This window comes from Gallalistipes aquisgranensis, from assembly GCF_014982715.1.
Lineage (GTDB): Bacteria > Bacteroidota > Bacteroidia > Bacteroidales > Rikenellaceae > Gallalistipes > Gallalistipes aquisgranensis.
In genome coordinates, this window is record NZ_JADCJY010000001.1 from 259,749 (window position 1) to 284,234 (window position 24,486).

Sequence of the window (24,486 nt, forward strand, 5' to 3'; positions counted from 1 at the left end):
GGGCAAGAAACCTCTCTCTTCGCTGCAAAATTATTACCAAACTATTTTAGAGGAAGCCCCGGACAATAAATCGGAAAATTGTCGTTATCTTTGCATAGTTTATCGTGGTACGCTGATTTTATGGAGGCATTTCTTTCGTTTCTCTTTTTTCTGATTCTGGGCTTTTACGCGGTGGGGGCTCTGGGCCGCTGGCTGCTGCGACGCTGGATCGGGAAAAAGCAGCAGGAGTTCGCCGAGCGTTTCGCGGGTACCTCTTCGGAGGCATTCCGCGGTTTTTCGTGGAATTCCGGGGCCCGTACCCGCCGGCCTTCGGCCCGGGAAGGCGAGGTGACCGTGCAGCAGACGGCACGCGCCCCGAAAAAGCGGGTGAGCGGTACGGTGGGGGATTACGTGGAGTTCGAAGAGATCACGAGCGGGGAACGGACCGACCAACCTTCGTAGAAATAGATCGCCTATGAAACTTTTCGCCCTCTTTGGGAACTATTGCATTCTGATGTCGAAGGTCTTTTCGAGGCCTGAGAAGCGGAGCATCTACCGCCGGCGGATTCTCTTCGAGATGGAGTCGCTGGGGCTCAATTCGATCGGTATCGCGGCCCTGATCTCGGTCTTCATGGGGGCCGTCATCACCCTCCAGATGTCAATCAACCTCGAATCGCCCTTCATTCCCCGTTATCTGATCGGCTACGCCACCCGTGAGTCGATGATTCTCGAATTCAGTTCGACGGTAGTGGCGCTCATCCTGGCCGGCAAGGTGGGGTCGAATATCGCCTCCGAGATCGGGACCATGCGTATCACCGAGCAGATCGACGCGCTGGAGATCATGGGCGTCAACTCGGCCAGTTACCTGATCCTGCCCAAGATCGTGGCCACGGTCTTCTTCTTTCCCTTCCTGACAATCCTCAGCATCCTGATCGGTACGGCCGGGGGGTATCTGATCGCCATTTTCACGGGCGTGATGAATCCGGGCGACTACATCGACGGGCTGATGTACAGTTTCAAACTCTTTTCGATCTGGTACTCGCTCATCAAGATCGCCGTCTACGCCTTTCTCATCACTTCGATTTCCGGATTTTACGGCTATTTCGCGCAGGGCAATTCGCTGGAAGTGGGGCGTGCCAGCACGAAGGCGGTGGTCGTCAGCTCGGTGATGATCCTGATTTTCGACCTGATCCTCACTCAACTCCTATTGATATGATACGTACGGAACATCTGGTCAAGTCGTTCGACGGAAGGGTCGTGCTCAACGACATCAGCGTGGAGTTCGACCAGGGGAAAACCAACCTCATCATCGGCCAGAGCGGTTCGGGCAAGACCGTACTGCTGAAGTCGATCGTAGGGCTGCATCCGATCGACAGCGGCGAGATATACTACGACGACGTGCTCTTTTCGAACCTCGATTTCAAGGAGCGCAAACTGATCCGCCGCGATGTGGGGATGATTTTCCAGGGCGGTGCCCTGCTCGACTCCTCGACGGTGGAGGAGAACGTGAAGCTGCCGCTCGACCTTTTCACGACGCAGAGCGAGAGGGAGAAACTCGAACGGGTGAACTTCTGCCTGCGGAGGGTGAACCTTCAGGATGCCAACGGGCTCTATCCTGCTGAGCTGAGCGGCGGCATGGTCAAGCGGGTGGCCATCGCGCGGGCGATCGTGATGAATCCCCGGTACCTGTTCTGCGACGAGCCCAATTCGGGTCTCGATCCGAAGACCTCGGTGGTGATCGACAACCTGATCCACGAGATTACGGTGGAGTACGGCATGACCACCATCATAAATACGCACGACATGAACTCCGTGATGGAGATCGGCGAGAAAATTGTATTCCTCCACGAGGGCCGCAAATGGTGGGAGGGAACGAAGAAGGACATTCTTCATTCGAAAAACCGCGAACTCAACGATTTCGTCTTCGCTTCGGCCATGGCCAAGCGGGCCAAGGAGTGCACGGAAACCCGTTAATAAAAATATTTAAAAATTTTTTGGTTACGATTTTGAAATTGTTTATTTTTGCCGTGCGTTAGAACGCGAAAAAAGAGAGGAATAAGTTCAAACCTAATAATAACAGATTATGTCAAAGATTAAAATTGGTATCAACGGCTTCGGACGTATCGGCCGTTTGGTGTTCCGCGCTGCCATGGAGAAGGCAGACAAGATCGAGGTGGTAGGTATCAACGACCTGATCGACGTAGATTACATGGCTTACATGCTTCGTTACGACACGATGCACGGTCAGTTCAAGGGTTCGATCGAGGTGAAGGACGGCAAGCTGGTCGTTAACGGCCACGCCATCCGCGTAACCGCTGAGAAAGATCCCGCCAACCTGAAGTGGAACGAGGTAGGTGCCGAGTACGTGGTTGAGTCCACCGGCCTGTTCCTCACCAAGGAGAAGGCCGAGGCCCACATCAAGGCCGGTGCCAAACGCGTGGTGATGTCGGCTCCCTCGAAGGACGACACCCCGATGTTCGTTATGGGTGTGAACAACAAGACCTATGCTGGTCAGCCCATCGTTTCGAACGCATCCTGCACCACCAACTGTCTGGCTCCCATCGCCAAGGTGCTGAACGACAAGTTCGGCATGGTAGAGGGTCTGATGACCACCGTACACTCGACCACCGCTACGCAGAAGACCGTGGACGGTCCCTCGATGAAGGACTGGAGAGGCGGCCGTGCCGCCAGCGGCAACATCATCCCCTCGTCGACCGGTGCCGCCAAGGCCGTAGGCAAGGTGATCCCCGCCCTGAACGGTAAGCTGACGGGTATGTCGCTGCGTGTTCCCACCCTCGACGTATCGGTTGTCGACCTGACTTGTACGCTGGCCAAGGAGACCACCTACGACGAGATCTGCAAGGCCATGAAAGAGGCTTCGGAAGGCGAACTGAAAGGTATTCTGGGTTACACCGAGGATGCTGTCGTATCGAGCGACTTCCTGGGCGATCCCCGCACTTCGATCTTCGATGCGAAGGCCGGTATCCAGCTTTCGCCCAAATTCGTGAAGGTCGTATCGTGGTACGACAACGAGTGGGGTTACTCGAACAAGGTGCTCGAGCTGATCGAGTACATGGCTACCGTAAAGTAATTTCAAGCCATATATCTGAAAAACGGCGCCTCGAAGGCGCCGTTTTTTTGTCCGGGGAGGGCGGCACCGCATTTTTTATCTTCGGCGAAAAGAGTTACTTTTGCCGGAAATCTTCCTGCAATGAATATTACCTCCGCACAGTTCAGATGCAGCAGCAGCAAGCTGTCCCAGATGCCGGACGACCGGCCGGAGTTCGCCTTCATCGGGCGGAGCAACGTGGGCAAGTCGTCACTCATCAACATGCTGACGGATCGTCCGGGGCTGGCCAAGGTGTCCGGACAGCCGGGCAAGACCCGCCTGGCGAATCATTTTCTGATCAACGGGGCGTGGTATCTGGTCGACCTTCCGGGATACGGCTATGCCCGGGTGGCCAGGAGCCGGCGGGAGGAGTTTTCGAAGCTGATCCGGGATTACATTATGCGCGGTCCGAGGCTCCATTTCCTCTTCGTGCTGGTGGATTCGAGGCTGGAACCCCAGCGGATCGACCTCGATTTTATCCGGATGCTGGGCGAGGAGGGGATACCTTTCGGGATCGTCTTCACCAAGGGGGACAAACTGTCGGCCGACCGGCTTGCCTCGAACGTGGCGCATTACAAACGCCGTCTGCTCGAAGAGTGGGAGGAACTGCCTCCGGTCTTCCTCACCTCGTCGGAAAAGAAACTGGGGCGCGACGGGATTCTCTCCTTTATCGGCGAAAGTTTAAATGATTGTTAATAAAAAAGCGCTTTTCGGATACGAATTTCATTCGTAAACATTACTTTTGTGGTCGAAACAGACCAAACCCTAAAACGATGGCGATACATAAACTCAAATTTTTTGCCTGCCGGGAGTCCCGTTACCTGGCGGAGAAGATAGCCAAGAGCTACGGAACGGAGTTGGGCGACTCTTCGGTGCTGGAGTTCAGCGACGGCGAGTTCCAGCCCGCCTACAACGAGAGTATCCGTGGCTGCACGGTCTTTATCGTAGCCTCCACGTTCCCGCCTACGGACAACCTGATGGAACTCCTGCTGATGATCGACGCCGCCCACCGTGCGTCGGCCCACCGTGTGATCGCCGTCATGCCTTATTTCGGCTGGGCCCGTCAGGACCGGAAGGATCGTCCGAGGGTTTCGATCGGTGCCAAACTGGTGGCCAATCTGCTGCGTGCCGCCGGGGTGGACCGCATCATGACGATGGACCTGCATGCGGACCAGATACAGGGTTTCTTCGACATTCCGGTCGATCATCTCTATGCCAGCGGCATTTTCGTCCCCTATATCAACGGGCTCAACATGGAGGACCTCTCCATCGCGGCGCCCGACATGGGCGGGGCCAAGCGGGCCCATGCCTATTCGCAGTATCTGCACGCCCCGATGATCATCAGCCACAAGCAGCGCGAGAAGGCCAACGTCGTGGGAAGCATGACTGCGATCGGCGATGTCGAGGGACGCAACATCATCATTCTCGACGACATGATCGACACGGCCGGGACAATCACCAAGGCGGCCGACATGCTGATGGAAAAGGGGGCCAAGAGTGTCCGGGCCGCCGCTACGCATGCCGTGCTTTCGGGGCCGGCCTACGAACGGATCAACAACAGTTCGCTCAGCGAGGTGATCGTGACCGATACGATTCCCCTGCGCAAGGATAAGGACACCTCGAAGTTCACGGTGCTCTCGGTGGCCGACATCTTCGCAGATGTGATCGAACGGGTGCACAATTACAAGGAGATCAGCTCCCGGTTTATTTTTTAGCGGGAGGGTGTGAATTCTTTCCGTCTGCGGGCGGAAAAGTGACGGTTCCGTTTGGTTTATCCCGGAAAATACGTTACATTTGCACCACGAAAGACAAGACATAGGTCCGGAGAGGTGGGTGAGTGGCTGAAACCAGTAGTTTGCTAAACTGCCGTACGGGTAACTGTACCACGGGTTCGAATCCCGTCCTCTCCGCCAGATCTGAAAAGCCGGCCCTTTATGGGGCCGGCTTTTTCATTTGAATATCCGTCTTACCCGCTACTGAATCGGTCGATATGGCCCGTAATTTCCGTAAATCCCTCACATTCGGCGATGCTGTCAAAAGCAGTCGTCCCACCTCTTTCGGCACGATGCTGAAGCCTGCCGGATCGCTGTGCAATCTGGACTGCCAGTATTGCTATTATCTGGACAAGGCCGGCCTTTACGGCGGCAGGGAGCCGAAAATGAGCTTGGAGATGCTGGAAGAGTACGTGCGGCAGTATATCGAGGGGAACGACGTCCCGCTGGTCACCTTCTGTTGGCATGGCGGGGAACCGTTGTTGGCGGGACTGGACTTTTACCGCCGGGCGGTGGAGTTCCAGAAAAAATATGCGGGAGAGAAGAAGATCGACAATGCGCTCCAGACCAACGGCGTGTTGCTCGACGAGGAGTGGTGTTCCTTTTTCCGGGAGAACGATTTTCTCGTCGGGGTTTCGATCGACGGGCCGCGGGATATTCACGATCCGTTCCGCGTGGACAAGGGCGGCCGGCCCACTTTCGACCGGGTGATGGCCGGGATCGAACTGCTGGCCCGTACGGGAGTGGAGTACAATACGCTGAGTACGGTCAACCGCCTGAGCGAAGGGCGCGGAGCCGAGGTCTATCGTTTCCTCAAGTCGATAGGCAGCCGTTACATGCAGTTTCTGCCCGTAGTGGAACACGTGGTCGATTCGCCGCAGGGCGGCCGGTCGCGGATCGTGCCGCCGGGATACGAGGGGGCCCGGCGGGCCGAATGGTCGGTGACGGGCCGCGGATACGGGGAGTTCATGAACGATATTTTCGACCAGTGGGTCGTGAGTGACGTGGGCAGTTGTTTCGTGCAGCTGTTCGACGTGGCGCTGGCCCAGTGGGTGGGCGTGCAGCCGGGCCTGTGTTCGTTCGGCGAGACATGCGGCGACGCCCTGGTGGTGGAGCACAACGGCGACGTCTATTCCTGCGATCATTTCGTCTATCCGGAATACCGGCTCGGGAACCTGATGGAGAGCGACCTGAAAACCCTGTTCCGGTCGCAGGCCCAGTTTCGGTTCGGAATCAACAAACGCAATACGCTGCCGGCCGAATGCCTGCGTTGCAAATGGTACTTCGCCTGCCGGGGCGAGTGTCCCAAGCACCGGTTCGAAAAGGCGGCCAATGGGGAGAACAACCTGAATGCCCTGTGCGAGGGGTATAAACTGTTCTTCTCCCATGTGGAACCCTACATGAAATACATGGCGGAACTGCTCGCAGGCAAACAACCTCCTGCGCTGGTGATCCCGTGGGCCCGCCGGCGGATGATGGGGCTGATCTGATTCTGGTTCCGGCTTTCCCTTCGCTCAGGCGCCGTTCGGTTCCGGTCTTCCCTTTCCGCTCTTTCCTGCCCGGAAGAAGCGTTTCCGGGGGCCGTTCGCGGGCAGCTATTTCTTTTCCGCTCCGCGCTCCCGGGTCGCCATGCGGCCGTTGTAGCTGATTCCCTCGCGGTTGTTGCACTGGACGCTGATCATGCTCGATCCGTTGCCGAAGACGGAGAGGCGGAACTGGAAGTTGTCTTCGTCGGTGCGCACGGAGAAGGTGATTTGCGTCTCTTTCCTTTTTTTGTTGTATTCCTGCCTGTAATCCCGGGTGACGGCTTCGAAGCGCAGTCCGTTGCCGCCGCCGTAGGGAACGGTGTAGGCCCGTCCGAAATAGGGAAGCACCGAGCGGACGGAATCTCCCTTCACGGTGAGCGTAAAGTCGGGCGTGACCTGGATGCTGCGTCCTCCCATCGGATGAACGGTGAGCACTTCGATCGTGTAGTCGCGGTTTTCGAGGCGTGTCTTGACGGTTTCGGCCTCGCGGGCCTTGCGTTCGGCCTTGGTCTGGGCCTGTGTGCAGACCGATCCTGCCAGCAGGATCATGACGGCCAGAGAAAGAAACTTTTTCATACGCGTCGGTTTTTGAATGTGATCCCTGTTTTCAAATATACGTTTTTTCGCGGAGAACCGCAATTCATCGCCCTTTTCAGCGCAGCGCCTTCGCCCACTCCTCTTCCCGGAAGCCGAAAAGGACGCCTCCGTCCCATACCAGTACGGGCCGTTTGACCAGTTTCCCGTCCGTGGCGAGCAGGTCGAGCAGTTCGCTGTCTGATGAGGCGGGAATCCGTTCCTTCAGGTTCAGCTCCTTGTAACGGAGCCCGCTGGTGTTGAACAGTTTCCGCACGGGAAGCCCGCTGCGGGAGAGCCATCCGGACAGTTCGTCGCGGGAAGGGCGGTCGGCGACGATGTCGCGCGTGTCGGTTTCGATGCCGTGGGCGGCGAGCCATTTGGCCGCTTTGGCGCAGGTGCTGCATTTCGGATAGCAAATGAAAGTCGGTTTCATACTACGTGTATTGTTTTTTCGTTTCTTTTGCGAAGATATATGGTTTTTAACTGAAAAACGGTTTTTTGTGCTGTATGGTATAAAAATACCGTTTTGTTTTCAAAATTCGTATCTTTGCGCGATAGCACTCCCGAGAGAATAATGTATAAAGGGCTTTCCGACATAATCCAGGAGATCAACGACAAGGACTACCAGGCGTGGGAGGCGCTGTACGCCCACTATTACCGAGCTCTCTGTTCGTACAGCCATACGGTGGTAAAGGACGGGCCGTGTGCCGAGGACATCGTGCAGGACGTGCTGATGAAGATATGGCAGTCGGACGTGCGGTTCACCGACGCGCGCGATTTGGGGGCCTATCTCTACAAGGCGGTTTACAACAATTCGGTGGCCTACATGCGTAACAGCGGCAACCGGGCCGGTATCCTGAACCATCTGTACGAAGAGAGCGACCGGGAGCGGCGCGAGCGGATCGAAAACGGGGAGGAGACCGATTTCGAATTTTTGGCGGGCGTCGTAGGTGAGGAGGTGATCCGGGAGCTTTATCTTTCGATTCAGGAGCTGCCGGAGGACCGCCGCCGCATCATGCGCCTGTCGATCGAGGGCCACTCCGGGGCCGAGATCGCCGAAATGCTCGGCGTGAGCATCAACACGGTCAAGACGCAGAAGTACCGGAGCTACAAGTTTCTGAAAAAACGGCTGAACAAATACTACTATCTGCTGCCGCTGCTGCTGGCGTTTGTCGACAGACCCTGATGACCGGCGGATATGAAAAAACGGGAGGATATTTCCTCCCGTTTTTTTCGGATGTCGCGGTCTGTTACTTCGGAGCCGAGGCTTTGCCCCATTTGTAGGTGCAGGAGACGATCTCTCCGAGATCGGCATTGATTTCGGGATCGGTGGAGTCGAGCGTCACCCGCTCCTCCTTGAACTCGGTGAAGGAAGCCCCCAGCGTGTAATCCTGCGTGTTGTAAAGCATCACGGAACCGTCCTTGAAGCAGATGCAGAGGAAGCCCATGTATTGGGTGCAGGCCGAAGAGACGGAGACGATCTCCTTGTCGAACTCCTTGAATACGGCCGGCTCGCCCAGATCGTCCTGATCCCGCTTGCGTACGCGCAGAACCTTTTGGTCGACTCCGTCCGTGTAATAGATGTGGGCATAGTTCGTTGTGAAGGTAGGCATCACATGGATCACGCTGTTCTCGTTCATGTCGTCGATCTGGATGTATGTCTCCGGATAGTTGTTCTCCGCAGCGCCGATTTCATGGTAATTGAAATCGAACCAGAACTGGCGGGCGTAGTAGTTGCCGTCCGTCCCTTTGAACAGGGCCCAGTATTGGGCATAACTCATGTGTTCGAAATCCCTAGTGTTGGCCATGTTGATGTTGGCACAGAAAATCATTTTGTCCTGTTTGGCTTCATCGACGTCGGATTCGATCATTTCGATCGTGGGACCGGCAGTCGAGGGAACCGTAGCCGTACTGTACTGGGTGTCCTTGATCAGGAAGCGATGGTTGGTCCCGTCGTACAGCAGGCAGACCGAGGCTCCCATGGAGGTGACATTGCATTGGGGGATCAGGCAGTCGATCTTCACGGCCTGGTCTCCGAATTTCCACGGAGTGTTCAGATACCTGCCTTCGAAATAGCCCTTTCCGCGGAAAGCGTTGTACATCGTGCCGTCCTGCGCCTGAACGAACCCTTCGTATCCATGCTGGGGCATGACGTTCTTAACCTGGAGGCCGGCCGGAACGTTTCCGTCGATGAACTCCTGTGCGAGTGTGTTCTCCGGGTCCATGCTGGAACCGTTCAGGTTGATGCAGTAGTTCGGGTCGGAGGTGACGAGCATCAGGTTACCGATTACATTGGTACTGCTGTTGTCCCAGTATTCGACGATGCGGCTCCCTTCGGCCAGTGTCTCGGGAACGTCGATCGGGGCCACGTTGCTCAGCAGTTCCACGTCGGCCGTAGTCGTGCCGATGATGCACTTCATGAAGTGGATGACGGTTTTACCCCCCTTCTTGGCCACGATCGGGAAACCTCTTTCGAAAGGCATGTAACGGGTGATGGAGAATCTGTAAATGTCGGCGTTGCCGGCCGATTTGCGGTACAGGGCGAAATGGCCGTACTGCCGGTCGGCCGTCGTGGTTTTCACCCAATGCAGATCTTTTTCGGTGGAGACGATCTCCCCGTCGATGTTCCATTCGTAGCGCAGGTCGTTCATGTCCTTGTACTCGATTTCGGGAATGACTACCAGTTCGTCGTTGTAGGCGACTTTGAACTCTTGGGTCGTCGACAGGTTGGAGACTACCGGTTTGTCCAGCGTGGCGAAATCGAGATTGGTGTCGTCCTTGATGCAGGAAGACAGCGTCACGGCCGCGGCTATCGCTAAAATTCTGTATAATTTCATCGTTCTGTGTTTTAATGGTTGAACCGCAGCACGCACCGGAGCGCGTGCCGCGAATCGGGTTTGACTATACGACGGGAACTACCATCGGTTCGTTGTTGTCCTCCCTGATGTCGTTCTGCTCGACGTACTCCTTGAACTGGAGCGCGTAGGCACGCTTCTCGTCCGCGGAGAGCGCGCCGTAGTCCCCGGAGTAGATTTCGGAGAGGAACAGGCGGAACTTCTTGTCGCTGTACGGGCCCAGATAACTGTTTATCACGGTTTCGTCCCACCATTCGGGTTGGGAGATCATGTCCGAGACGATGATCGTGGCCGAGGTGGCATCGCGCTGCGTGGCCAGGAAATTTTCATTCGAAACGAGGTTCAGGACCAGTTTGTAGCTGTTCTGCTGCATGCGTTCGCTACGGGTGAAGGTGACGTAGAGCGTGTCCTGGAAGTATCCTTTCCTGAATACGAACCGCTCGGGCAGTTCGTACTCTCCCTCGGTCACGTCCGTCTCGGTGCCGAGTTTTACGGCATATTCGGTGTCTTCGGTGAGGGTGCGGCCTGCGAAACGCAGCGGAATCCCGACCGTTTTGTCATCCTCCAGCGTGGTGATGAACGAGCAGATGAAGTTTTTGTCCGTCACGTCCTTTGCCCACTCGACGTAGATGTATCGTTCCTCGCCGAAGGTGGGGATTTCGCGTTCGTCGCAGGATTGGCTTACGATTCCTGCGGCCAGAACGGTCATCAGTATGAATATTCTTTTCATTTTACAGTCTTCTTTAGTCGGTTGGTTAAATCGCGCTTTCGCTGTCCGGAATGTTCAGTTTCAGGTTTCCGTTGTGGATGAATCCCGTATCGCTGCCGGAGTAGACGATCGGAATGTTCCTGCGTTTGAAATAGAACAGCATCTGACCCTCTCCGATCAGGTCCTTGCGGTATTCGGCGGTCAGGTTGGAGAGGAATTCGTCCGTACCCATCGAGGTGTTGAGGGTATAGCCGCTCGTCATGCGGGCTTTGCGCACGGTGTTCAGATATCCGACTGCGGTTTTCATGTCGGTTTCGTAGGTACATTCGGCGGCGATGTAGTACATCTCCGAAATCCGGATGTTCGGCACCAGTCCGTCGCGGAAAACGCCGTCCGTACCGATATATTTCGACAAAACCGGGGTCTTGGAGCCCTGCTGGTTGGTCACCTGCCGCACGAACGCCTTGCGTTTGTCGTAGTTGTTGCCGGTGAAGAGCGTCGGACTGTCGAGCACGAGGTAGGTGGTGACGGCATTCCCCTCCTTGGAATAGGTCGAGTAGGTGTCGGCCAGATCCGGATTGTAGAAGGCGAACAGGATGTCGGCTCTCATGCGGGGATCGTTGTCGAACGGGTTCGAGTTGTCCAGTTTGATGGCTTTGGCCGTTACATAGTCGATGATCAGCGAAGCGTTCTCCAGCGCCTTGTCCCGGTCGCCGGCATAGAGGCTGACACGGGCCAGCAGTCCGGTGACGGCCAGATAGTTCAGCCGGATACCCCGGTTCGAGTAGAAATCGCTTTTATCGGTGAGGAAACGGGAATCCGCATTGGTGAGTTTGGTACTGTCGGTTTTCGATCCCAGATCGTACGTCGCCAGCAGACCTTTGGCCTTCTCCAGGTCGGCGATGGCTTTCGCCAGCACCTGCTGCGTGGAGACGGGCGGATTGAATTTCGAAGGATAGGTCTCCACATAGGGAATGTAGGCCTTCGCGTCGTTCAGCGCGGGAGCGCTGGCGAACAGCCGGAGCAGGTCGAAGTGGATCATGGCACGCAGGGCGAGCGCTTCGCCTTCGATCATGTTCTTTTCCCGTTCCTTGTAGTAGAACATATCGGCGCCGACTTCCTGGAGATGGGCCAGCAGGTCGTTGGTCTGGGCGATCATCTTGTAGCCGGTTTGCCAGAACGTGGTGGCATAATCCTCGGGACCTTCTTCGTCGTATTTCAGGTCGCGGAGAGAGACGTAGTTGGTCTGGGAATTCGACAGCGCATAGACCCGTGCCCATGCTTCGACGGCGCCCCAGCTGAGTTCCTTGCCGTACATGCCGTTTCCCGACAGGGTCAGGTAGATGCCGTTGAGCGCTTTGTGGTATCCTTCCGCGTTTTTGAACAGGTCGGTGTCCGTTACCTGGTAGTCGGGTTCCACCGTCAGCCATTTGTCGCAGGAGCAGAACAGCACCGCGAGGGCTAACGCACCGTATTTGATATATTTCGTTATCATGATTCGTAAAGTTTGCGGATTAGAATGAAGTGCTGAGCGAGAAGTTGAAGGTTCTGGCGAACGGGCTGCTGGTTCCCCGTTCGATGGCGATCGACGAAGCCGTGAACACGTCGCTCATGTTGAAGCTCAGCTTGAGCCGGCGGAGCCCCAGTTTTTCGATTTTCTCGCGCGGGAATTCGTATCCCAGGGAGAGCGAGGTGAGCTTCAGCCAGTTGTCGTCCTGGACGAAACGGGTGGAAGGCTGGGTCGAGGTGAGCCAGTCTTTGATGTTCCGGTACCGGGACACGTCGCCCGGTTTCGCCCACCGGTCGGTGAGCACGCGACGGTCACAGTTGTTTTCCAGAATGTTGGCCCTCTCCACTTTCGAAACGAGGGTCTCGTTGTAGCTTTGACCGCCGAACTGGTACATGAAGTAGCAGTCGAAGGTGAAGCCTTTCCAGTAGATGCTCGGTCCGAACGAACCGCTCAGGGTCGGTTCCGTGTTGTAGATCGCCACGTTCTCGCTGCTGAGCCAGTCGAATCCGGTCGTGCCGTCCTTGTAAAGGTAGAGTTCCCGTCCCGTGGCCGGGTCGATGCCCAGCGAGATCATACCATAGCGGTCTTCCAGCGATCCGCCTTCCACGTACCGCAGCAGGGGGCGGCTCACCTTGTCCGCATCGCCCGTGCTGTAATATTCGTCCACCTTGTCGTTGTAGCTTTTCAGCGCGTTGGAGATCTCCTTGATCTTGTTCTTGTTGTGAGCGGCATTGGCCCTCAGGTTGACGGTCAGGTCCTTCGTCTTGACGGCCCGTACCTGGACTTCGATTTCGTAACCCCGGTTCTGGATGCGGCCGATGTTTTCCTTGTAGCTCGTGAATCCCGAAGAAGAGGGAATGTAGAAATCCGCGATGTGGTCTTTCGTGTCCTTGTTATAGTAGGTGAACTTCGTGTAGAAGATGTTGTCGAACACGCTCAGTTCCGCTCCGATATCCGTGATGACGGTCTTCTGCCATTTCAGGTTCGGGTTGCCCATGTACATGATCGACACCCCGTCTCCCGTGCCGTACCAGTCGTCCTTGATGAACTCGTATTTGTTCTGGGCCGCGTAGGGAGGGAAGTTGACCATACCGGTCATTCCGTAGGTGCCTTTGATCTTGAGTTGGGAGAGCCACGGAAGCCTGTTCTTGACAGCTTTGTAGTTGTGGATGTTGATACCGAATCCGGTCGAGTAGAACGGTGCGTATTTCTTGTTGGCGCCGAACTGCGAACTGCCGTCGATACGTCCCGAGAGGTCGACCATATAGATGTCGTTGAAACTGTAATTGAATACGCCGAGAACGCCCATCAGCCGGTTCGTCTCGTTGTTGCGGCTGTACGAATCTATTTTCTGCGCATAGCCCGGGGCGTAATAGCCGCCGGAGGGGAATCCCCTGAAGGTGTCGGAATAGAGTTTGTTTTTCGTTTCGCGGGCGTTGAAGCCGACCACGAAGTTCATGGCATGTTTTCCGATCGTGTTGTTGTAGAACCCTTTGAACGAGAAGTCGTAGGTGAAGGTGCTGTTGTTGGATTTGTTGTAGCTTCCCTTGTCGATATTCTGCGTGTTGGTGAAATATCCGGAATCCGGGTCCCTGAACTGGTCGTAGTCCGTCACGTTGTATGTGAGCGCCAGGTTGCTCTCGAAGTGGATCGTCTTGGTCGGGTACCAGCGCAGGTCGATGTTGTCGGTGAATTCACGGCTTTTGCTTTTGTCGAAACTGTTCAGCGTGGCATCGTACATGGGGTTCCGTTTGGAATTGGAACCGCCCCACAGCGGCATGGTTTTGAGCAGATTGCCGTTTTCGTCCAGGTAGCTGTCGTAGGGGTTCATGCCTACGAATTCAGAGAAAGTCCCGTAGGGGGACTCTTCGCCCCGGGTGATGGAGACGTCCGCACTGTTCCGGAACTGGAGCGTCTTGTAGTTGTACTGAAGGATCATTCCGAAATTCATCCGTTCGCGGAAGTTCCCTTTCATCACGCCGTTCGACTTGTCGTACAGGCCGCTCAATTCGTATTTGAAATTGTCGGCACCGCCGCTGACGATCACCGAATGACGGTGGTTGACCGCATTGCGCAGCGGAAGGGCCATCCAGTCGGTGTAGACGCCACGTTCGATGTTCTGCAGCTTCTTGTTGTAGAGGTCGGCCTGGTAGCCTATGTCCGAAGCATCGGAGGGTTCGAAGATGCCGGCCAGCAGCTCGGTTTGCAACTTTTCCGACGAGTTCATCATGTTGTAGCTGGAGAGGTCGGGCGTGGTGAGACCCAGCGTCATGTTGTAGCTCACGTTCAGTTTGCCCGCGGCGGGCGGGATCGTGTTGATGACGATGACGCCGTTGGCGGCCCGGGAACCGTACATGGCCGTGGCGGCTGCGTCTTTCAGGATCGTAAAGGTCTCGATCCGTTCGATGTCCAGGTCGTAGATCCTGTTGGTGTTCACCTCGTAACCGTCCAGAATGAAAATCGGCAGGTTCGGGTTGTTGTTGAGCGAGTATTCGGAGATGGATTCCTGGTCCAGTTCGGGGGTACCGATGCCGGACTTTCCCCGGATGTACATTTCGGGAATTGCGTTGGGGTTGGAGCCCAGCGCCAGGTTTTCCTGAAGGCGGAACGAGGGGTCGAACACCTGCACGGCGCTCATGATGTTGGTGGGGGAGACGGTTTTCAACTGTTCCCGCGTGATGGTGGTCGAGGTTCCCGAAAACGATTTCTTGGAGATGTTCATGATACCGGTGACCACGATGTCGTCGATCTGGCTGACGTCGGATTCCATCGTCACCTGTATTTTAAGCGGGTCGCGCAGGGTGACCTTGCCGTTGTTGATGACATTCAGCACGTAGGGTTTCATGCCGAGGAAAGAGAAGCGCAGGTCGAGTTTGTCCTGGCGTTTCAGGTCGATCCGGAACTCTCCGTTGGGACTGGTGACCGAGCCTTTGCCCGTTCCTTCCCCGATCACGGCTACCCCGGCCATGGGATGTCCGTGGTCGTCCCTGACCACGCCCATGAAGCGGATCGCCGCTTCGGTCTGCTGGCTGATCTCCTCTTTGGGTTTGATGACGATCATCTTGCCCCGGATCTGGTAGCTCAGGTTGCTTCCTTTCAGGCAGAAGCGGAGTATCTCCTGTATCGAGGCATGACGGTCGATCGAGACACGGGGCAGTCCGGCGATCTGGGCGTTGTTGTATACGAAGTCGTACTCCGTCTTTTCATCCAGATAACTCAGCACTTCCTGCACCGTCGCATTCGTGAATTTTACCGGTATCAGAGCCTGCTGCTGAGCATAGCCCGTGACACCCGCACACAGGAGCAACACGAGGGTCAGTATGGCACCGACCACCCGTTTCTCCGAGTTTTTCAGGTTGACAGGTAAAAATTTCATCATTTAATTTATATTAAGTTAAAAATTAGTGTAGTGGCTTGTTTGGAGACAACCTCTGCCACGCTTCCGGGGAAACGTGGCAGAAGGTCGTTAAAGATTGTTCGCTTTCAGCGGGTTAGTCCATCAGGCGATCCAGTTTGTCGATCATCAGGCGATAGTGTGCACGGGTCTCCGCATCGCCGTCGTTGCGGTGGGCTTTGAGCAGGGTGCGCATATCCTTGAGAATCGAGTAGTAAATCTGGCGGGAGACCTGGGAATATACCATCGGCCATTTTTTCAGGCGGCCGTACTGGGCCCCGATTTCGTCGCGGTTTTCATCGAAGCCGGCCGGAAGGTCGTACAGGATGCCTGCATTTTCCACGAATTTCATGCAGGCTTCGGGATCGCTGTAATCGAACACGTTGTCCTCGAAAGAACCCATGTCATCCGAGAAGCGGGCAGCTGCCCGGGCATCCTTGTACTTCTGGCTCTTGTCGACCATTTTCGAACTGGCCACCATCGAGCGGAAGAAGTGCATCTGATAGTAGCGGTCGTTGGCGTTGAGGTTTTTGCCCTGGCGGGTCGGGGTGAACAGCTGGTCGTACATGTAGCGGATATACTCCGTGTGTCCCATCGAACCCTTCACGTTTTCGAACATGAACAGGCGGCTGGCCGTGGCACTCATCAGCAGGAACAGGTAGTCGCGGTGGCTCTCGCTGCGGTCGTGGGCGATGTCCATCAGTTTCTCCAACTCGAAATCGCGGACCCAGTCGGGTTCGTAGCGGTGTTCGTACAGCACTTTCCAGGCTTCCAGCTGGCGCTCTTTCGGCGTGTATTCGTAGGCGGGAACCGGGTCGCCGGCCTTTTTCTCGTAGGTCTTGATGCCGTAGGCGGAGATGGCGACCTGGGTCAGAACCTGTTTGTAACGGCGGTAAATGGTCTGGTACAGCGCCTTGCGGGCCATGTAGGTGGGGTCGTCCTCGTCGCTGATCCAGTTCTTGAAGTTCTGCATCGAGTATTTGAGGTTCTCCACCGCATATTTGAAGTTGAGCAGGTCGTCATCGCCCACGTCGTTGGCGCCGCAGTCGGGACAGTCTTTCGAATTCTCGTAGCGGTAGAGGGGATCGCCCACGTGTTCGTCGATCCAGCCTTCGATCACCTTCAGCTCGTCACGCAGGTTCTTGGCCTCGGGAATGGGTTTGTAGAGGCATTTCACTACATGGCAGTCGTATTCGCCCACGCCTTTGGGAGTGAGGCGGATGCCCTGTTTCGCGGCGTTGACCGGAGCCACGAAGTTGTATTTGGCCAGGTCGAGGATCGAGGGCGTCGTGCCGTACTTCTGGGTAAAGGAGGCGCTGCGCAGCGAATCGGTCGGGAAGGCGGCCGATCCGGTCAGGTTGTAACTCATACCGAGGCAGTTGACACCTACCGTCCACGCGAAATCGTTCCGGATGAACTCCTTGAGTTTGGCTTCCGGCATGTAGCGCTGCTGCAGGTCGGGATCGGCGTGGCCGATGAAGGTGATCGCTTCGAACGGCAGCTCGTACACATAGTTGTGGCATACGAGGATCGAGGTCCGCAGGATTTCGCCCGTGCGGGGATCGGTGTAGGTGCGCACCCGCGTGTCGCCGGCCAGCGAGGGAACGTAGCGGACACAGCTGTACTTGAAGTTTTCCGGATCGAATTCCGGGTCTTCGGCCGGGCTGGGGAAGGGTTTGATCCGGATCACGTTCTTGAAACCGATCTTCTCGAACGCTTCGTTCCAGGTGAGGAACCCTTCGGTGATGCCGTCGCGCACCAGGTCGGTGAAGGTGGTGTCCATGTAGATGACGATCGGTTTGACCGGCTCCACGAGTTCACCCCGTCCATAGGCGGCCGGGTCCGAAGGCTCGATCCTCCAGCGGGTGACGAAATAGGTGGCTTCCAGCTGCTTGTATCCGTTGTGATAGTTGTACTTGCCCATCACGTTGAGCGGAATCCGGTAGTCGGCCAGGCGCATGGCCATCGGCTTTTCGGGAAGCAGGGCGATGGTGCGCGTCATGCGGGCCGTGGTCACCTTGCTGAATACGTTCTTGTAGCTGGCGTCGTACGTGTTGTAGGTGTACACCGAGATGTTGTCCGGAAAGGCCCGTACGTCGTCGAGGAACGAACGCTCCTTCGAATGACGGAACGATACGCCCATCATCTTCAGTTTCGATTCGCCCCGCGCGTCGATCGGATCGAGCAGGTCTTCGTTGCCGGTGAAATAGGCGGTCATGTCGAATACCACGGCAGTGCTGTCGGCATTCCACGCCTTGATTTCATAGGAGTTGATGATGGCGTCGAGGTTGCTCTTCTCGAGTGCCTCGATCATGCCCTTTTCGCCCTCCTCGACCATCGCCTGGTCGCGTTCGCGGCGCAGCTGCACCGAGTTCCCGATCTTGGAGAAACGGATCTGCTGCGGCTTGATGGGCGAACCGCCCACGTAGCTGTCCGTATGGTCGGAGATTTCCGACACGGAGGAGAGGATCATCATGTCGCGGCCGAGCAGGTTGAGGGGAAGCTCCACCAGCAGCTGTTTGCCGTCCACCATGTGGAGGGTCATCAATCCCTTTACGGTCTTGACCTTTTTGTCCTTGAACAGTTTGTCGTAATCGCTGGTCTTTTTGGGAGCCGGAGCTGCCGCTTCGGTTTTGTCGCCCTTTTTCTTCTTTTTGCCGCTGCCTTTGGCGTAGAGCCCTTCTCCGGCCAGCAGGAACGCCGTACCCAGCAGCAGATAAGCTATATATCTTCTCATTGTGTATAGTCGGTTTTCGGTTAAACGCTTATTGGAGCAGGCCGTCGATCCGGTGGAGCAGCAGCTCGTAGTGGGCACGGGTCTCCTTGTCTCCGGTATTGCGCATCCGGCTGATCAGATTGCGGGCCTGAAGCACGTTCTGGTAGTAGATGTGGTCGAACGGAGTGAACGAGGCGTACAGGGCCCGGAAATAGCCGAATCCGTTCACGTCGCCGGTCTGGGGATCGAGTTTGTCGATCAGGTTTTCGTTGGCGAGCATCTGGCTCATGCAGCACATCGAACCGCTCTGGTCGTGCGTCTCGATCGGACGGATTTCCACGAAATTCTCCTCGCCAAGCGGACCTTCGCTGTCAGCGAACCCTTTGATACTACCTTTACCTTTGTCCAGGCCCGAGACAACGAACATGAAGTCGAGATAGCTCACCTGGTTGGTCCGGTCGCGGTCGTTGAGGTTCTGGCCTTTCAGCGTGGGGGCGAATATGGCCTCGAACGCCAGGTCGGCATTCTCCTTGACCGAATAAGCGTTGGGGGCGGGGTCTTTCATGCTCTCCAGCGAACCGCGCGGGGCGATAATGAGACTGACCAGGATGCGTTGTATCCGGTTCGAGAGGTTGCCCTGCAGGGGCAGCTCCCTGACCAGCGGATTCTGATCCAGCCAGTCGAGGTCGTGCAGCTGGTCGCCCAGGAATTTCTGTGCCCTGCGCTGATAGTCGCCGTCCACGAACTCATAGGCGGGACGCGGGTCGCCGGCCTTGCGCTCGTTCATGTAGACGCCGCCTTTCACGTTGTAGACATGCAGAATATAACGCATGTACTGGTTCAGGATGGCGACATACATGTCCTGACGGTAGCTGTAATCGGGGTCCTCCTTGTCCACCCATTCGCTCAGGTGGTTCATCACGTATTTCAGGTTCTTGATACCCACCTCGGCGCTGGAGATCACGTCATCGCCCAGGTCTTCGGACTGGGCCGACGGGTCGAGGATCGTGTAGGGCTGCTGTTTGCCGTAGCGGAAGACGGGGTCGTCGGCCTTTTCGAAAATCCATTTGTCGAGCGTGGCCACTTCTGCCTCGGGCGTCGCGGCTTCCGGAATAGGAGAGTAGAGCCACTTCACGGCGAACATGTCGTGTACGCCCAGATGGGGCGGGTTCATGTTCACCCCGCGGGCGGCATCCCCTTCCTGGGCCACGTAGTTGAAACGGGCGTAGTCCATGATACAGGGGGTGGTACCGTATTTCTGGGTGAAGGAGGGCGAACGGAGCGAGTCGTTGGGGAAGGCGGCCGAAGAGCCGAAGTTGTGCATGTAGCCGAGGCAGTGGCCGATCTCATGGGCGATCACATAGCGCATGGCGTCGTCCATGATGTCGTCGGGAATGTTCTTCGTGCGCACGGCGGGGTCGGCCACGGCGGTCTGGATCAGTCGCCAGTTGTTGACCAGCCGGGTGATGTCGTGATATACCACGACCGATGCGTTGATGATCTCGCCCGTGCGGGGATCGTCCCACGAGGGACCCATGGCGTTCATGATCGAGATGGGCTCGTAACGCAGGCAGGAGTATTTGATGTTGTCGGGATCGAATTCGGGATCGTCCTTCGGGTCGGGGAAATCCAGCGCCCGGATCACGTTCTTGAAGCCGATCTCCTCGAACGCGGCGTTCCAGTCGAGGATACCGGCCCGGATGGCGGGTTTCCACGTTTCGGGGAAGTTCTTGTCGATGTAGAAGTCGATGTGTTTCTTGGGTTCCACCAGTTCACCGCGCTTCCATGCCTCCATGTCGCTGGGCTCCACTCTCCAGTGGCGGGCATAGTAGACGGGAATCGTACCCCGGTTCTTGTTGGCGGAGAACTTGGCCTTGGGGGCGATGAAGATGTTCATGCGCGAGTCGGCGATGCGGGGGCGCATCGGCTCCTCGGGCAGCAGGATCAGCGAACGGGTCATCAGCGCGGTGAACGGGCGTTTGTACTCCAGTGCACCCATCACCTTGCCGCTGTTCACCATCACGTCCACCGTGTAGCTCAGGTAGCTCTTCACGACCACGTTGTCCGAAAAAGCCTTGATTTCGCCCAGATGGCTCTTCGACTTCTCGAACGAGGTGTTCCGCTGGAAGCGGCTACCGCCGTACATGCCCCACGGGTCGAACGGCGTGAGGTCCTTGTTGTCCTCCATGAAGAGGTTGGTCACGTCGATCACCACGGCCGTGCTGTCCGGATTGTAGGCTTCCGGTTTGAAGGTGCGGTAGATGCCGTCGATGGTCGATTTCTTCACCGCGGCGGCGATTCCCTCGTTGTCGGGCACCGTCTCGTCGGCTCCGTAGAGGCAGTTGACCAGGCAGAGGTGGAAATTGGGCCCGATCTTGCGGAACGTGACGTGAAGGGGGTCTTTGGGTTTGTATCCGATCACGCCGTGGGCGTTGTTGCTGGTTTCGGAGATGGTCGAACCCAGCAGCATCTCGCGGCCCAGCAGCGAGAAGGGCAGTTCGAAGTAGAGCTTCGTGTCGTCCACCTTATGAAGCGTGATGAGACCTTTTTTCGTCTCGCACTTTTTGTCCTTGAAAAGTTTCTCGTAATCAGATAGTTTCTTTGCGGGGGCGGGGGCACTCTTTTCGGCCGCCTTTTTCTTTTTGTTGAAAATGCCGGCCTCCGTGCCGCCGAACACCAGCGCCGGCACGAGCAGACTGCAAACAAGTAAAAGTTCTCTGCGTTTCATAAATTTTGGTTTAGTGTGTATTGTTTTTCTTTCGGTTTATTTCCTGCTTACGATAAGCGTGTCGTCCTCGATTCTGAAAGAGGCGTCGGTGATCATTTCGAACAGCTCGATCACGTCGGCCAGCGTACAGTCGCGCGGGATTTTGCCCGTGAGCGAATAGGAGGCCGGGTCGATATTCTCGTATTCGATGCGTATGTCGTACCAGCGGGCGATCGAGGCCAGTATCTCGTCGAATCCCTGCTGCCAGAAGACGAATTTGTTCTCCGTCCAGGCCGAAACGGCGTTGGCGTCCACTTTCTTGACGTTCATCATGGCGTTGCCGCCGGAAGCCAGCGCCTGATACCCGGGCGTGAGAGTGACGCGGTGGCTGGTGTTGCCTACGTCCACCTTTCCCGTCACGAGGGTCGTGGTGGCCATCTTTTCGTCCGCGAAATCACGGACATTGAACGAAGTCCCGCAGACCGTCACCTGCATCTTGGGCGTCTCCACCACGAACGGGTGGGCCGTGTCGTGCGACACCCTGAAGAACACCTCTCCCTCCACTCTCACCCTGCGCTCCCTGCCGTCGAAGCGCACGGGATATTCCAGCCGCGAATCGGAATTGAGCCACACCTTCGTTCCATCGTCCAGCGTGAACGTGCATTCGCCGCCCCGGGGAACCGACAGTTCGTTGTAGGCGGCGGCGATCTCGGCCGAGGGTTCCTCCGCGCTGGTGTAGACGATGTCGCCTCCTTCGGAGGAGAGCGAACCGATTCCATCCACCTTCCGTTCCACGGCCGAATCCGCGAAGGCGATCACCTCCCCGTTGGCCAGTTTGAGTTGGGCCTTTTTCGTGCCCGGCAGTATCTTTTCCGCCTGTTCCATAGTGCGTTTTTCCGCTATGCGCCCTCCCGGGTCGGATATGCGGATCAGCAGGCCTCCGGCCACCAGAACCGCTGCGGCGGCCCCTGCGACGGCATACCGGAGACGGTACAGCCGGCTGCCCAGCGTCGCCCGGCGGAAACGACGGAAAGCCCGCCGGTGATCGTAGGTGTTGTATTCCTGTATTTTGGACAGAATGTAGTCGTTGTCGTGCAGCCTGCGGTCCAGCTCGGCAAAATGCTTCTCCTCGAGAAGCCGGTCGAACTCCTGCCGTTCCTGCGGCGTCAGGCGTCCCCGGTAACTCTGCCGGAAAAGGTGGATCAGTCTCGATAGATCTGTCAGCATGTTATGTAGAGTTTGGGCATGGGCCTTTTCATTATTTTTCTTTTTTAATAATGCATAACTTAGATGCAAGTATGACAGGTTTTGTTGCTTTTTTTAACAAAAAGTGTTTTTTTATTCCGCAAACTCTGTTTTTTCTCTCCCGAAAAAGGGAACGGCCGCCGTATGTGCGGACCGTTCCGGGGTCATTTCAGGCAGGCAGTGTTCCGTCGGTATGCGGTCGGGCCGGGGGCGGCTCCGTCGTGTCCGGATTGCCCGGTCGGAATGGCCGGGCGGCATGTGCGGAACGGATACGGCTGTCGCCGGTGTCGATACATTGAGTCGGGAAAGGGTCCGTTTTTCGGGCGGGGGACGAAAAACGCTGCGAATGTCCGTGCCGGAAAACACCGTTTCCCGGAAAGACCGGGAGGGTGCCCCTTTTTCTGGGCCGGGCGGAGATGTGTGCCGGATTATTGCAGTTCCGGTACACGTTTAAACGGAGCCGGGGCGGTGTTAGTATGACCGGGGGTATAATTTTGCCGGTCTTACGGTCCTGTTTGTGGTCTTCCGGCCGGGAAAAGGGAGGAATAAGGCTGTGGGTTTCGGGTCCGTGCGGGGAGGCCGAACCGACGGTTATGCGGATAGAATCGTATGTTGCGGGAAGAAGCGGTGCCCGTTTCGGACAAGGAGTCGCGGTTACGGGGGAGCGTCATGCGTTCCTGTGGGCCGGCCGGATGGTATATGGAGCCCCGCCGGGGAGCAGGGAAATGAAAACGGGGTGCGTTCTTTGGAACGGCACCCCGTTTTTTTCGTCTCTTTTGTGTCTCAGCTTTTGATTGAGTTGAGGATGCCCAGCGACTCGTAGGTTTTTTTCAGTTCTTCGTCGTTGTCCGACAGTACGAGCAGTTTGTCCCCGAGCACGAGCTGCGTGCTGCCCGTCGGTACGAAATAGCGGTCGTCCCGTTTGATCATCACCACCAGCGTGTGTTTGGGCAGGGTCAGGTCGCGCAGGCAGTCGCCCTTCTCCAGCAGAACGGGGGCCACGTCGATCTCCGAGAGGGCGCTTTTGATGTTTTCCGGCAGGTCGATCGGGAAGGCGTCCTCCTTCTCCTCCACGGCCAGCCCCAGTATTTTGGCCATGTAGTTGACCGTCGTGCCCTGCACGAGCAGGGAGACGATCGTGATGAAGAAGACGATGTTGAAGATAAGGTTGGCGTGCTCCACGCCCGCGATCAGCGGGTAGGTGGCGAAGATGATGGGAACGGCTCCGCGCAGACCCACCCACGAGACGAACCAGCGGGCCCGCGTGGTCATGTGCCGGAAGGGGAGCAGGCAGAGGAACACCGTGGCCGGACGGGCCACGACGATCATGAAGATGCCCACCAGCAGGCCGATGCCCGCCACGTGGACCAGTTCCGAAGGGTTGACCAGCAGCCCCAGGGTGAGGAACATGACGATCTGGAAGAGCCATGCGAAACCGTCGAAGAAGGTGGTGAGGCTCTTTTTGAACACGATCTTGTGGTTGCCGATCACCAGTCCCGCGATATAGACGGCCAGGTAGCCGTTCCCCTTGATCAGGTCGGTGAACGAGAAGATGAAGAACACCGTGGCCAGCAGCAGTACGGAGTAGAGCGAACGGTTGTCGATGTTGATTCTGTTCATCAGCAGGATGGCCCCTTTCCCCAGCAGAAAACCCGATACGGCGCCCACGCTCATCTGTACGATGAAAAGCACGGCCGACTGCTTGAGGTCCATCTCGCCCGAGGCGATGATCTGGATCAGCAGGATGGTGAGCATGTAGGCCATCGGGTCGTTGCTTCCGCTCTCGAGCTCCAGCATGGGGCGCAGGCGCTGTTTGAGGCCCTGCCGTTTGGAGCGGAGGATCGAGAAGACCGACGCCGAGTCGGTGGAGGACATGACCGCCGCCAGCAGCAGCGACTGTGTGAGCGTGAGGGAGACGAAGCGGTCGAACGCTCCCGAGATGAGCCAGATGAAGACGCCCGTGATGCCGGCCGTCAGGACGACGCCCACGGTGGCCAGGATGACGCCCTGTCCGAGCACGGGTTTGATTTCGGAGAATTTGGTGTCCATGCCGCCCGAGAAGAGGATGATGCTCAGGGCGAGCATGCCGATGAACTGGGCGATGGAAGGGCTGTTGAACTGGATGCCGAACCCGTCGCTTCCGAACAGCATGCCCACGCCCAGGAACAGCAACAGGGCAGGGACGCCGAAACGGTAGCCGGCTTTGCTGGCCAGTACGCTGACGAAAAGGAGAACGGAGCCGATCAATAGAATGTTACCGGTATCCAGAATCATAGGCGGAATAATTAATTGAATAACGATATAGAATAATAATTCTGCGGGGTCAAAGCCCACACAATACGTATTTTACAAAGATAGAGAATCGGACGCATTCCTGCAAACGCTGTG

18 protein-coding genes and 1 tRNA gene are annotated in these 24,486 nt (G+C 56.7%); 9 read left to right on the plus strand and 10 right to left on the minus strand.

From position 1 onward, the window contains the following. The first annotated feature begins 120 nt into the window (after window positions 1-120). The 8 genes from INF32_RS00910 to INF32_RS00945 all read left to right on the plus strand — a co-directional run bounded on the left by INF32_RS00910 (window position 121) and on the right by INF32_RS00945 (window position 6,350). Window positions 121-441 carry a DUF4834 family protein gene (locus INF32_RS00910; protein WP_226386537.1) on the plus strand — a complete coding sequence of 107 codons (321 nt, stop codon included), beginning with the start codon at window positions 121-123 and terminating at the stop codon, window positions 439-441. Between the two features lie 13 nt (window positions 442-454). Continuing rightward, the gene (locus tag INF32_RS00915; protein ID WP_226386538.1) at window positions 455-1,195 is read left to right on the plus strand and encodes an MlaE family ABC transporter permease; all 741 of its coding nucleotides are present in this window, start codon (window positions 455-457) and stop codon (window positions 1,193-1,195) included. Further along, a complete protein-coding gene (locus INF32_RS00920; protein ID WP_226386539.1) occupies window positions 1,192-1,953 on the plus strand; it encodes an ABC transporter ATP-binding protein in 762 nt (253 codons plus the stop codon). Before INF32_RS00915 ends, INF32_RS00920 begins: the two co-directional genes overlap by 4 nt. Before the next feature lie 109 nt (window positions 1,954-2,062). Continuing rightward, entirely contained in the window at window positions 2,063-3,070 is a 1,008-nt protein-coding gene (gene gap / locus INF32_RS00925; RefSeq protein ID WP_226386540.1) for a type I glyceraldehyde-3-phosphate dehydrogenase, read from the plus strand. A gap of 120 nt (window positions 3,071-3,190) precedes the next feature. After that, window positions 3,191-3,784, plus strand: coding sequence for a ribosome biogenesis GTP-binding protein YihA/YsxC (gene yihA / locus INF32_RS00930; RefSeq protein ID WP_226386541.1), 594 nt, complete (start codon window positions 3,191-3,193; stop codon window positions 3,782-3,784). A gap of 77 nt (window positions 3,785-3,861) precedes the next feature. Beyond that, window positions 3,862-4,803, plus strand: coding sequence for a ribose-phosphate diphosphokinase (locus INF32_RS00935; protein WP_226386542.1), 942 nt, complete (start codon window positions 3,862-3,864; stop codon window positions 4,801-4,803). 108 nt (window positions 4,804-4,911) lie between these two features. Beyond that, window positions 4,912-5,001: transfer RNA gene (locus tag INF32_RS00940), tRNA-Ser, on the plus strand. Between the two features lie 77 nt (window positions 5,002-5,078). Beyond that, window positions 5,079-6,350, plus strand: a complete 1,272-nt coding sequence (locus INF32_RS00945; protein WP_226386543.1) for an anaerobic sulfatase maturase — start codon at window positions 5,079-5,081, stop codon at window positions 6,348-6,350. A gap of 105 nt (window positions 6,351-6,455) precedes the next feature. Here the strand turns inward: INF32_RS00945 and INF32_RS00950 are convergent, their stop codons facing one another. Together INF32_RS00950 and INF32_RS00955 are read right to left on the minus strand one after the other, a co-directional pair. Next, complete coding sequence (locus INF32_RS00950) at window positions 6,456-6,962, minus strand: DUF4251 domain-containing protein (RefSeq protein ID WP_226386544.1); 507 nt, start codon at window positions 6,960-6,962, stop codon at window positions 6,456-6,458. Between the two features lie 76 nt (window positions 6,963-7,038). Further along, complete coding sequence (locus tag INF32_RS00955; RefSeq protein ID WP_226386545.1) at window positions 7,039-7,395, minus strand: arsenate reductase family protein; 357 nt, start codon at window positions 7,393-7,395, stop codon at window positions 7,039-7,041. A 141-nt stretch (window positions 7,396-7,536) separates the two neighbouring features. Between INF32_RS00955 and INF32_RS00960 the strand changes: the two genes are divergently transcribed. Then, window positions 7,537-8,148, plus strand: a complete 612-nt coding sequence (locus INF32_RS00960; protein ID WP_226386546.1) for an RNA polymerase sigma-70 factor — start codon at window positions 7,537-7,539, stop codon at window positions 8,146-8,148. A gap of 64 nt (window positions 8,149-8,212) precedes the next feature. On the opposite strand, the gene INF32_RS00965 is transcribed toward INF32_RS00960, so the two are convergent. The 8 genes from INF32_RS00965 to INF32_RS01000 all read right to left on the minus strand — a co-directional run bounded on the left by INF32_RS00965 (window position 8,213) and on the right by INF32_RS01000 (window position 24,372). Beyond that, on the minus strand, window positions 8,213-9,799 hold the full coding sequence (locus INF32_RS00965) for a PKD-like domain-containing protein (RefSeq protein WP_226386547.1): 1,587 nt from the start codon (window positions 9,797-9,799) through the stop codon (window positions 8,213-8,215). 64 nt (window positions 9,800-9,863) lie between these two features. Further along, window positions 9,864-10,547, minus strand: a complete 684-nt coding sequence (locus INF32_RS00970; RefSeq protein WP_226386548.1) for a DUF4843 domain-containing protein — start codon at window positions 10,545-10,547, stop codon at window positions 9,864-9,866. A gap of 25 nt (window positions 10,548-10,572) precedes the next feature. Continuing rightward, a complete protein-coding gene (locus tag INF32_RS00975) occupies window positions 10,573-12,021 on the minus strand; it encodes a RagB/SusD family nutrient uptake outer membrane protein (protein ID WP_226386549.1) in 1,449 nt (482 codons plus the stop codon). A 19-nt stretch (window positions 12,022-12,040) separates the two neighbouring features. Next, window positions 12,041-15,415, minus strand: a complete 3,375-nt coding sequence (locus INF32_RS00980; protein ID WP_226386550.1) for a SusC/RagA family TonB-linked outer membrane protein — start codon at window positions 15,413-15,415, stop codon at window positions 12,041-12,043. 112 nt (window positions 15,416-15,527) lie between these two features. Then, the gene (locus INF32_RS00985) at window positions 15,528-18,167 is read right to left on the minus strand and encodes a DUF5117 domain-containing protein (RefSeq protein WP_226386551.1); all 2,640 of its coding nucleotides are present in this window, start codon (window positions 18,165-18,167) and stop codon (window positions 15,528-15,530) included. Window positions 18,168-18,195: 28 nt separating this feature from the next. Then, window positions 18,196-20,874 (minus strand): zinc-dependent metalloprotease, encoded by a 2,679-nt coding sequence (locus INF32_RS00990; RefSeq protein WP_226386552.1) that lies wholly within the window; start codon window positions 20,872-20,874, stop codon window positions 18,196-18,198. 36 nt (window positions 20,875-20,910) lie between these two features. Then, a complete protein-coding gene (locus INF32_RS00995) occupies window positions 20,911-22,080 on the minus strand; it encodes a FecR family protein (RefSeq protein ID WP_226386553.1) in 1,170 nt (389 codons plus the stop codon). 801 nt (window positions 22,081-22,881) lie between these two features. Further along, the gene (locus INF32_RS01000; RefSeq protein WP_226386554.1) at window positions 22,882-24,372 is read right to left on the minus strand and encodes a potassium/proton antiporter; all 1,491 of its coding nucleotides are present in this window, start codon (window positions 24,370-24,372) and stop codon (window positions 22,882-22,884) included. Window positions 24,373-24,486 lie beyond the last annotated feature (114 nt).

What these genes read in the sequence shown, in the direction of transcription:
- INF32_RS00920 (WP_226386539.1), top strand. Translation starts at nt 1,192, where the DNA reads ATGATACGTACGGAACATCTGGTCAAGTCGTTCGACGGAAGGGTCGTG.
- INF32_RS00985 (WP_226386551.1), bottom strand. Translation starts at nt 18,167, where the DNA reads ATGAGAAGATATATAGCTTATCTGCTGCTGGGTACGGCGTTCCTGCTG.
- INF32_RS00910 (WP_226386537.1), top strand. Translation starts at nt 121, where the DNA reads ATGGAGGCATTTCTTTCGTTTCTCTTTTTTCTGATTCTGGGCTTTTAC.
- INF32_RS00955 (WP_226386545.1), bottom strand. Translation starts at nt 7,395, where the DNA reads ATGAAACCGACTTTCATTTGCTATCCGAAATGCAGCACCTGCGCCAAA.
- INF32_RS00915 (WP_226386538.1), top strand. Translation starts at nt 455, where the DNA reads ATGAAACTTTTCGCCCTCTTTGGGAACTATTGCATTCTGATGTCGAAG.
- INF32_RS00995 (WP_226386553.1), bottom strand. Translation starts at nt 22,080, where the DNA reads ATGCTGACAGATCTATCGAGACTGATCCACCTTTTCCGGCAGAGTTAC.
- INF32_RS00960 (WP_226386546.1), top strand. Translation starts at nt 7,537, where the DNA reads ATGTATAAAGGGCTTTCCGACATAATCCAGGAGATCAACGACAAGGAC.
- INF32_RS00935 (WP_226386542.1), top strand. Translation starts at nt 3,862, where the DNA reads ATGGCGATACATAAACTCAAATTTTTTGCCTGCCGGGAGTCCCGTTAC.
- INF32_RS00970 (WP_226386548.1), bottom strand. Translation starts at nt 10,547, where the DNA reads ATGAAAAGAATATTCATACTGATGACCGTTCTGGCCGCAGGAATCGTA.
- INF32_RS00975 (WP_226386549.1), bottom strand. Translation starts at nt 12,021, where the DNA reads ATGATAACGAAATATATCAAATACGGTGCGTTAGCCCTCGCGGTGCTG.
- gap (WP_226386540.1), top strand. Translation starts at nt 2,063, where the DNA reads ATGTCAAAGATTAAAATTGGTATCAACGGCTTCGGACGTATCGGCCGT.
- INF32_RS01000 (WP_226386554.1), bottom strand. Translation starts at nt 24,372, where the DNA reads ATGATTCTGGATACCGGTAACATTCTATTGATCGGCTCCGTTCTCCTT.
- INF32_RS00990 (WP_226386552.1), bottom strand. Translation starts at nt 20,874, where the DNA reads ATGAAACGCAGAGAACTTTTACTTGTTTGCAGTCTGCTCGTGCCGGCG.
- INF32_RS00965 (WP_226386547.1), bottom strand. Translation starts at nt 9,799, where the DNA reads ATGAAATTATACAGAATTTTAGCGATAGCCGCGGCCGTGACGCTGTCT.
- INF32_RS00950 (WP_226386544.1), bottom strand. Translation starts at nt 6,962, where the DNA reads ATGAAAAAGTTTCTTTCTCTGGCCGTCATGATCCTGCTGGCAGGATCG.
- INF32_RS00980 (WP_226386550.1), bottom strand. Translation starts at nt 15,415, where the DNA reads ATGATGAAATTTTTACCTGTCAACCTGAAAAACTCGGAGAAACGGGTG.
- INF32_RS00945 (WP_226386543.1), top strand. Translation starts at nt 5,079, where the DNA reads ATGGCCCGTAATTTCCGTAAATCCCTCACATTCGGCGATGCTGTCAAA.
- yihA (WP_226386541.1), top strand. Translation starts at nt 3,191, where the DNA reads ATGAATATTACCTCCGCACAGTTCAGATGCAGCAGCAGCAAGCTGTCC.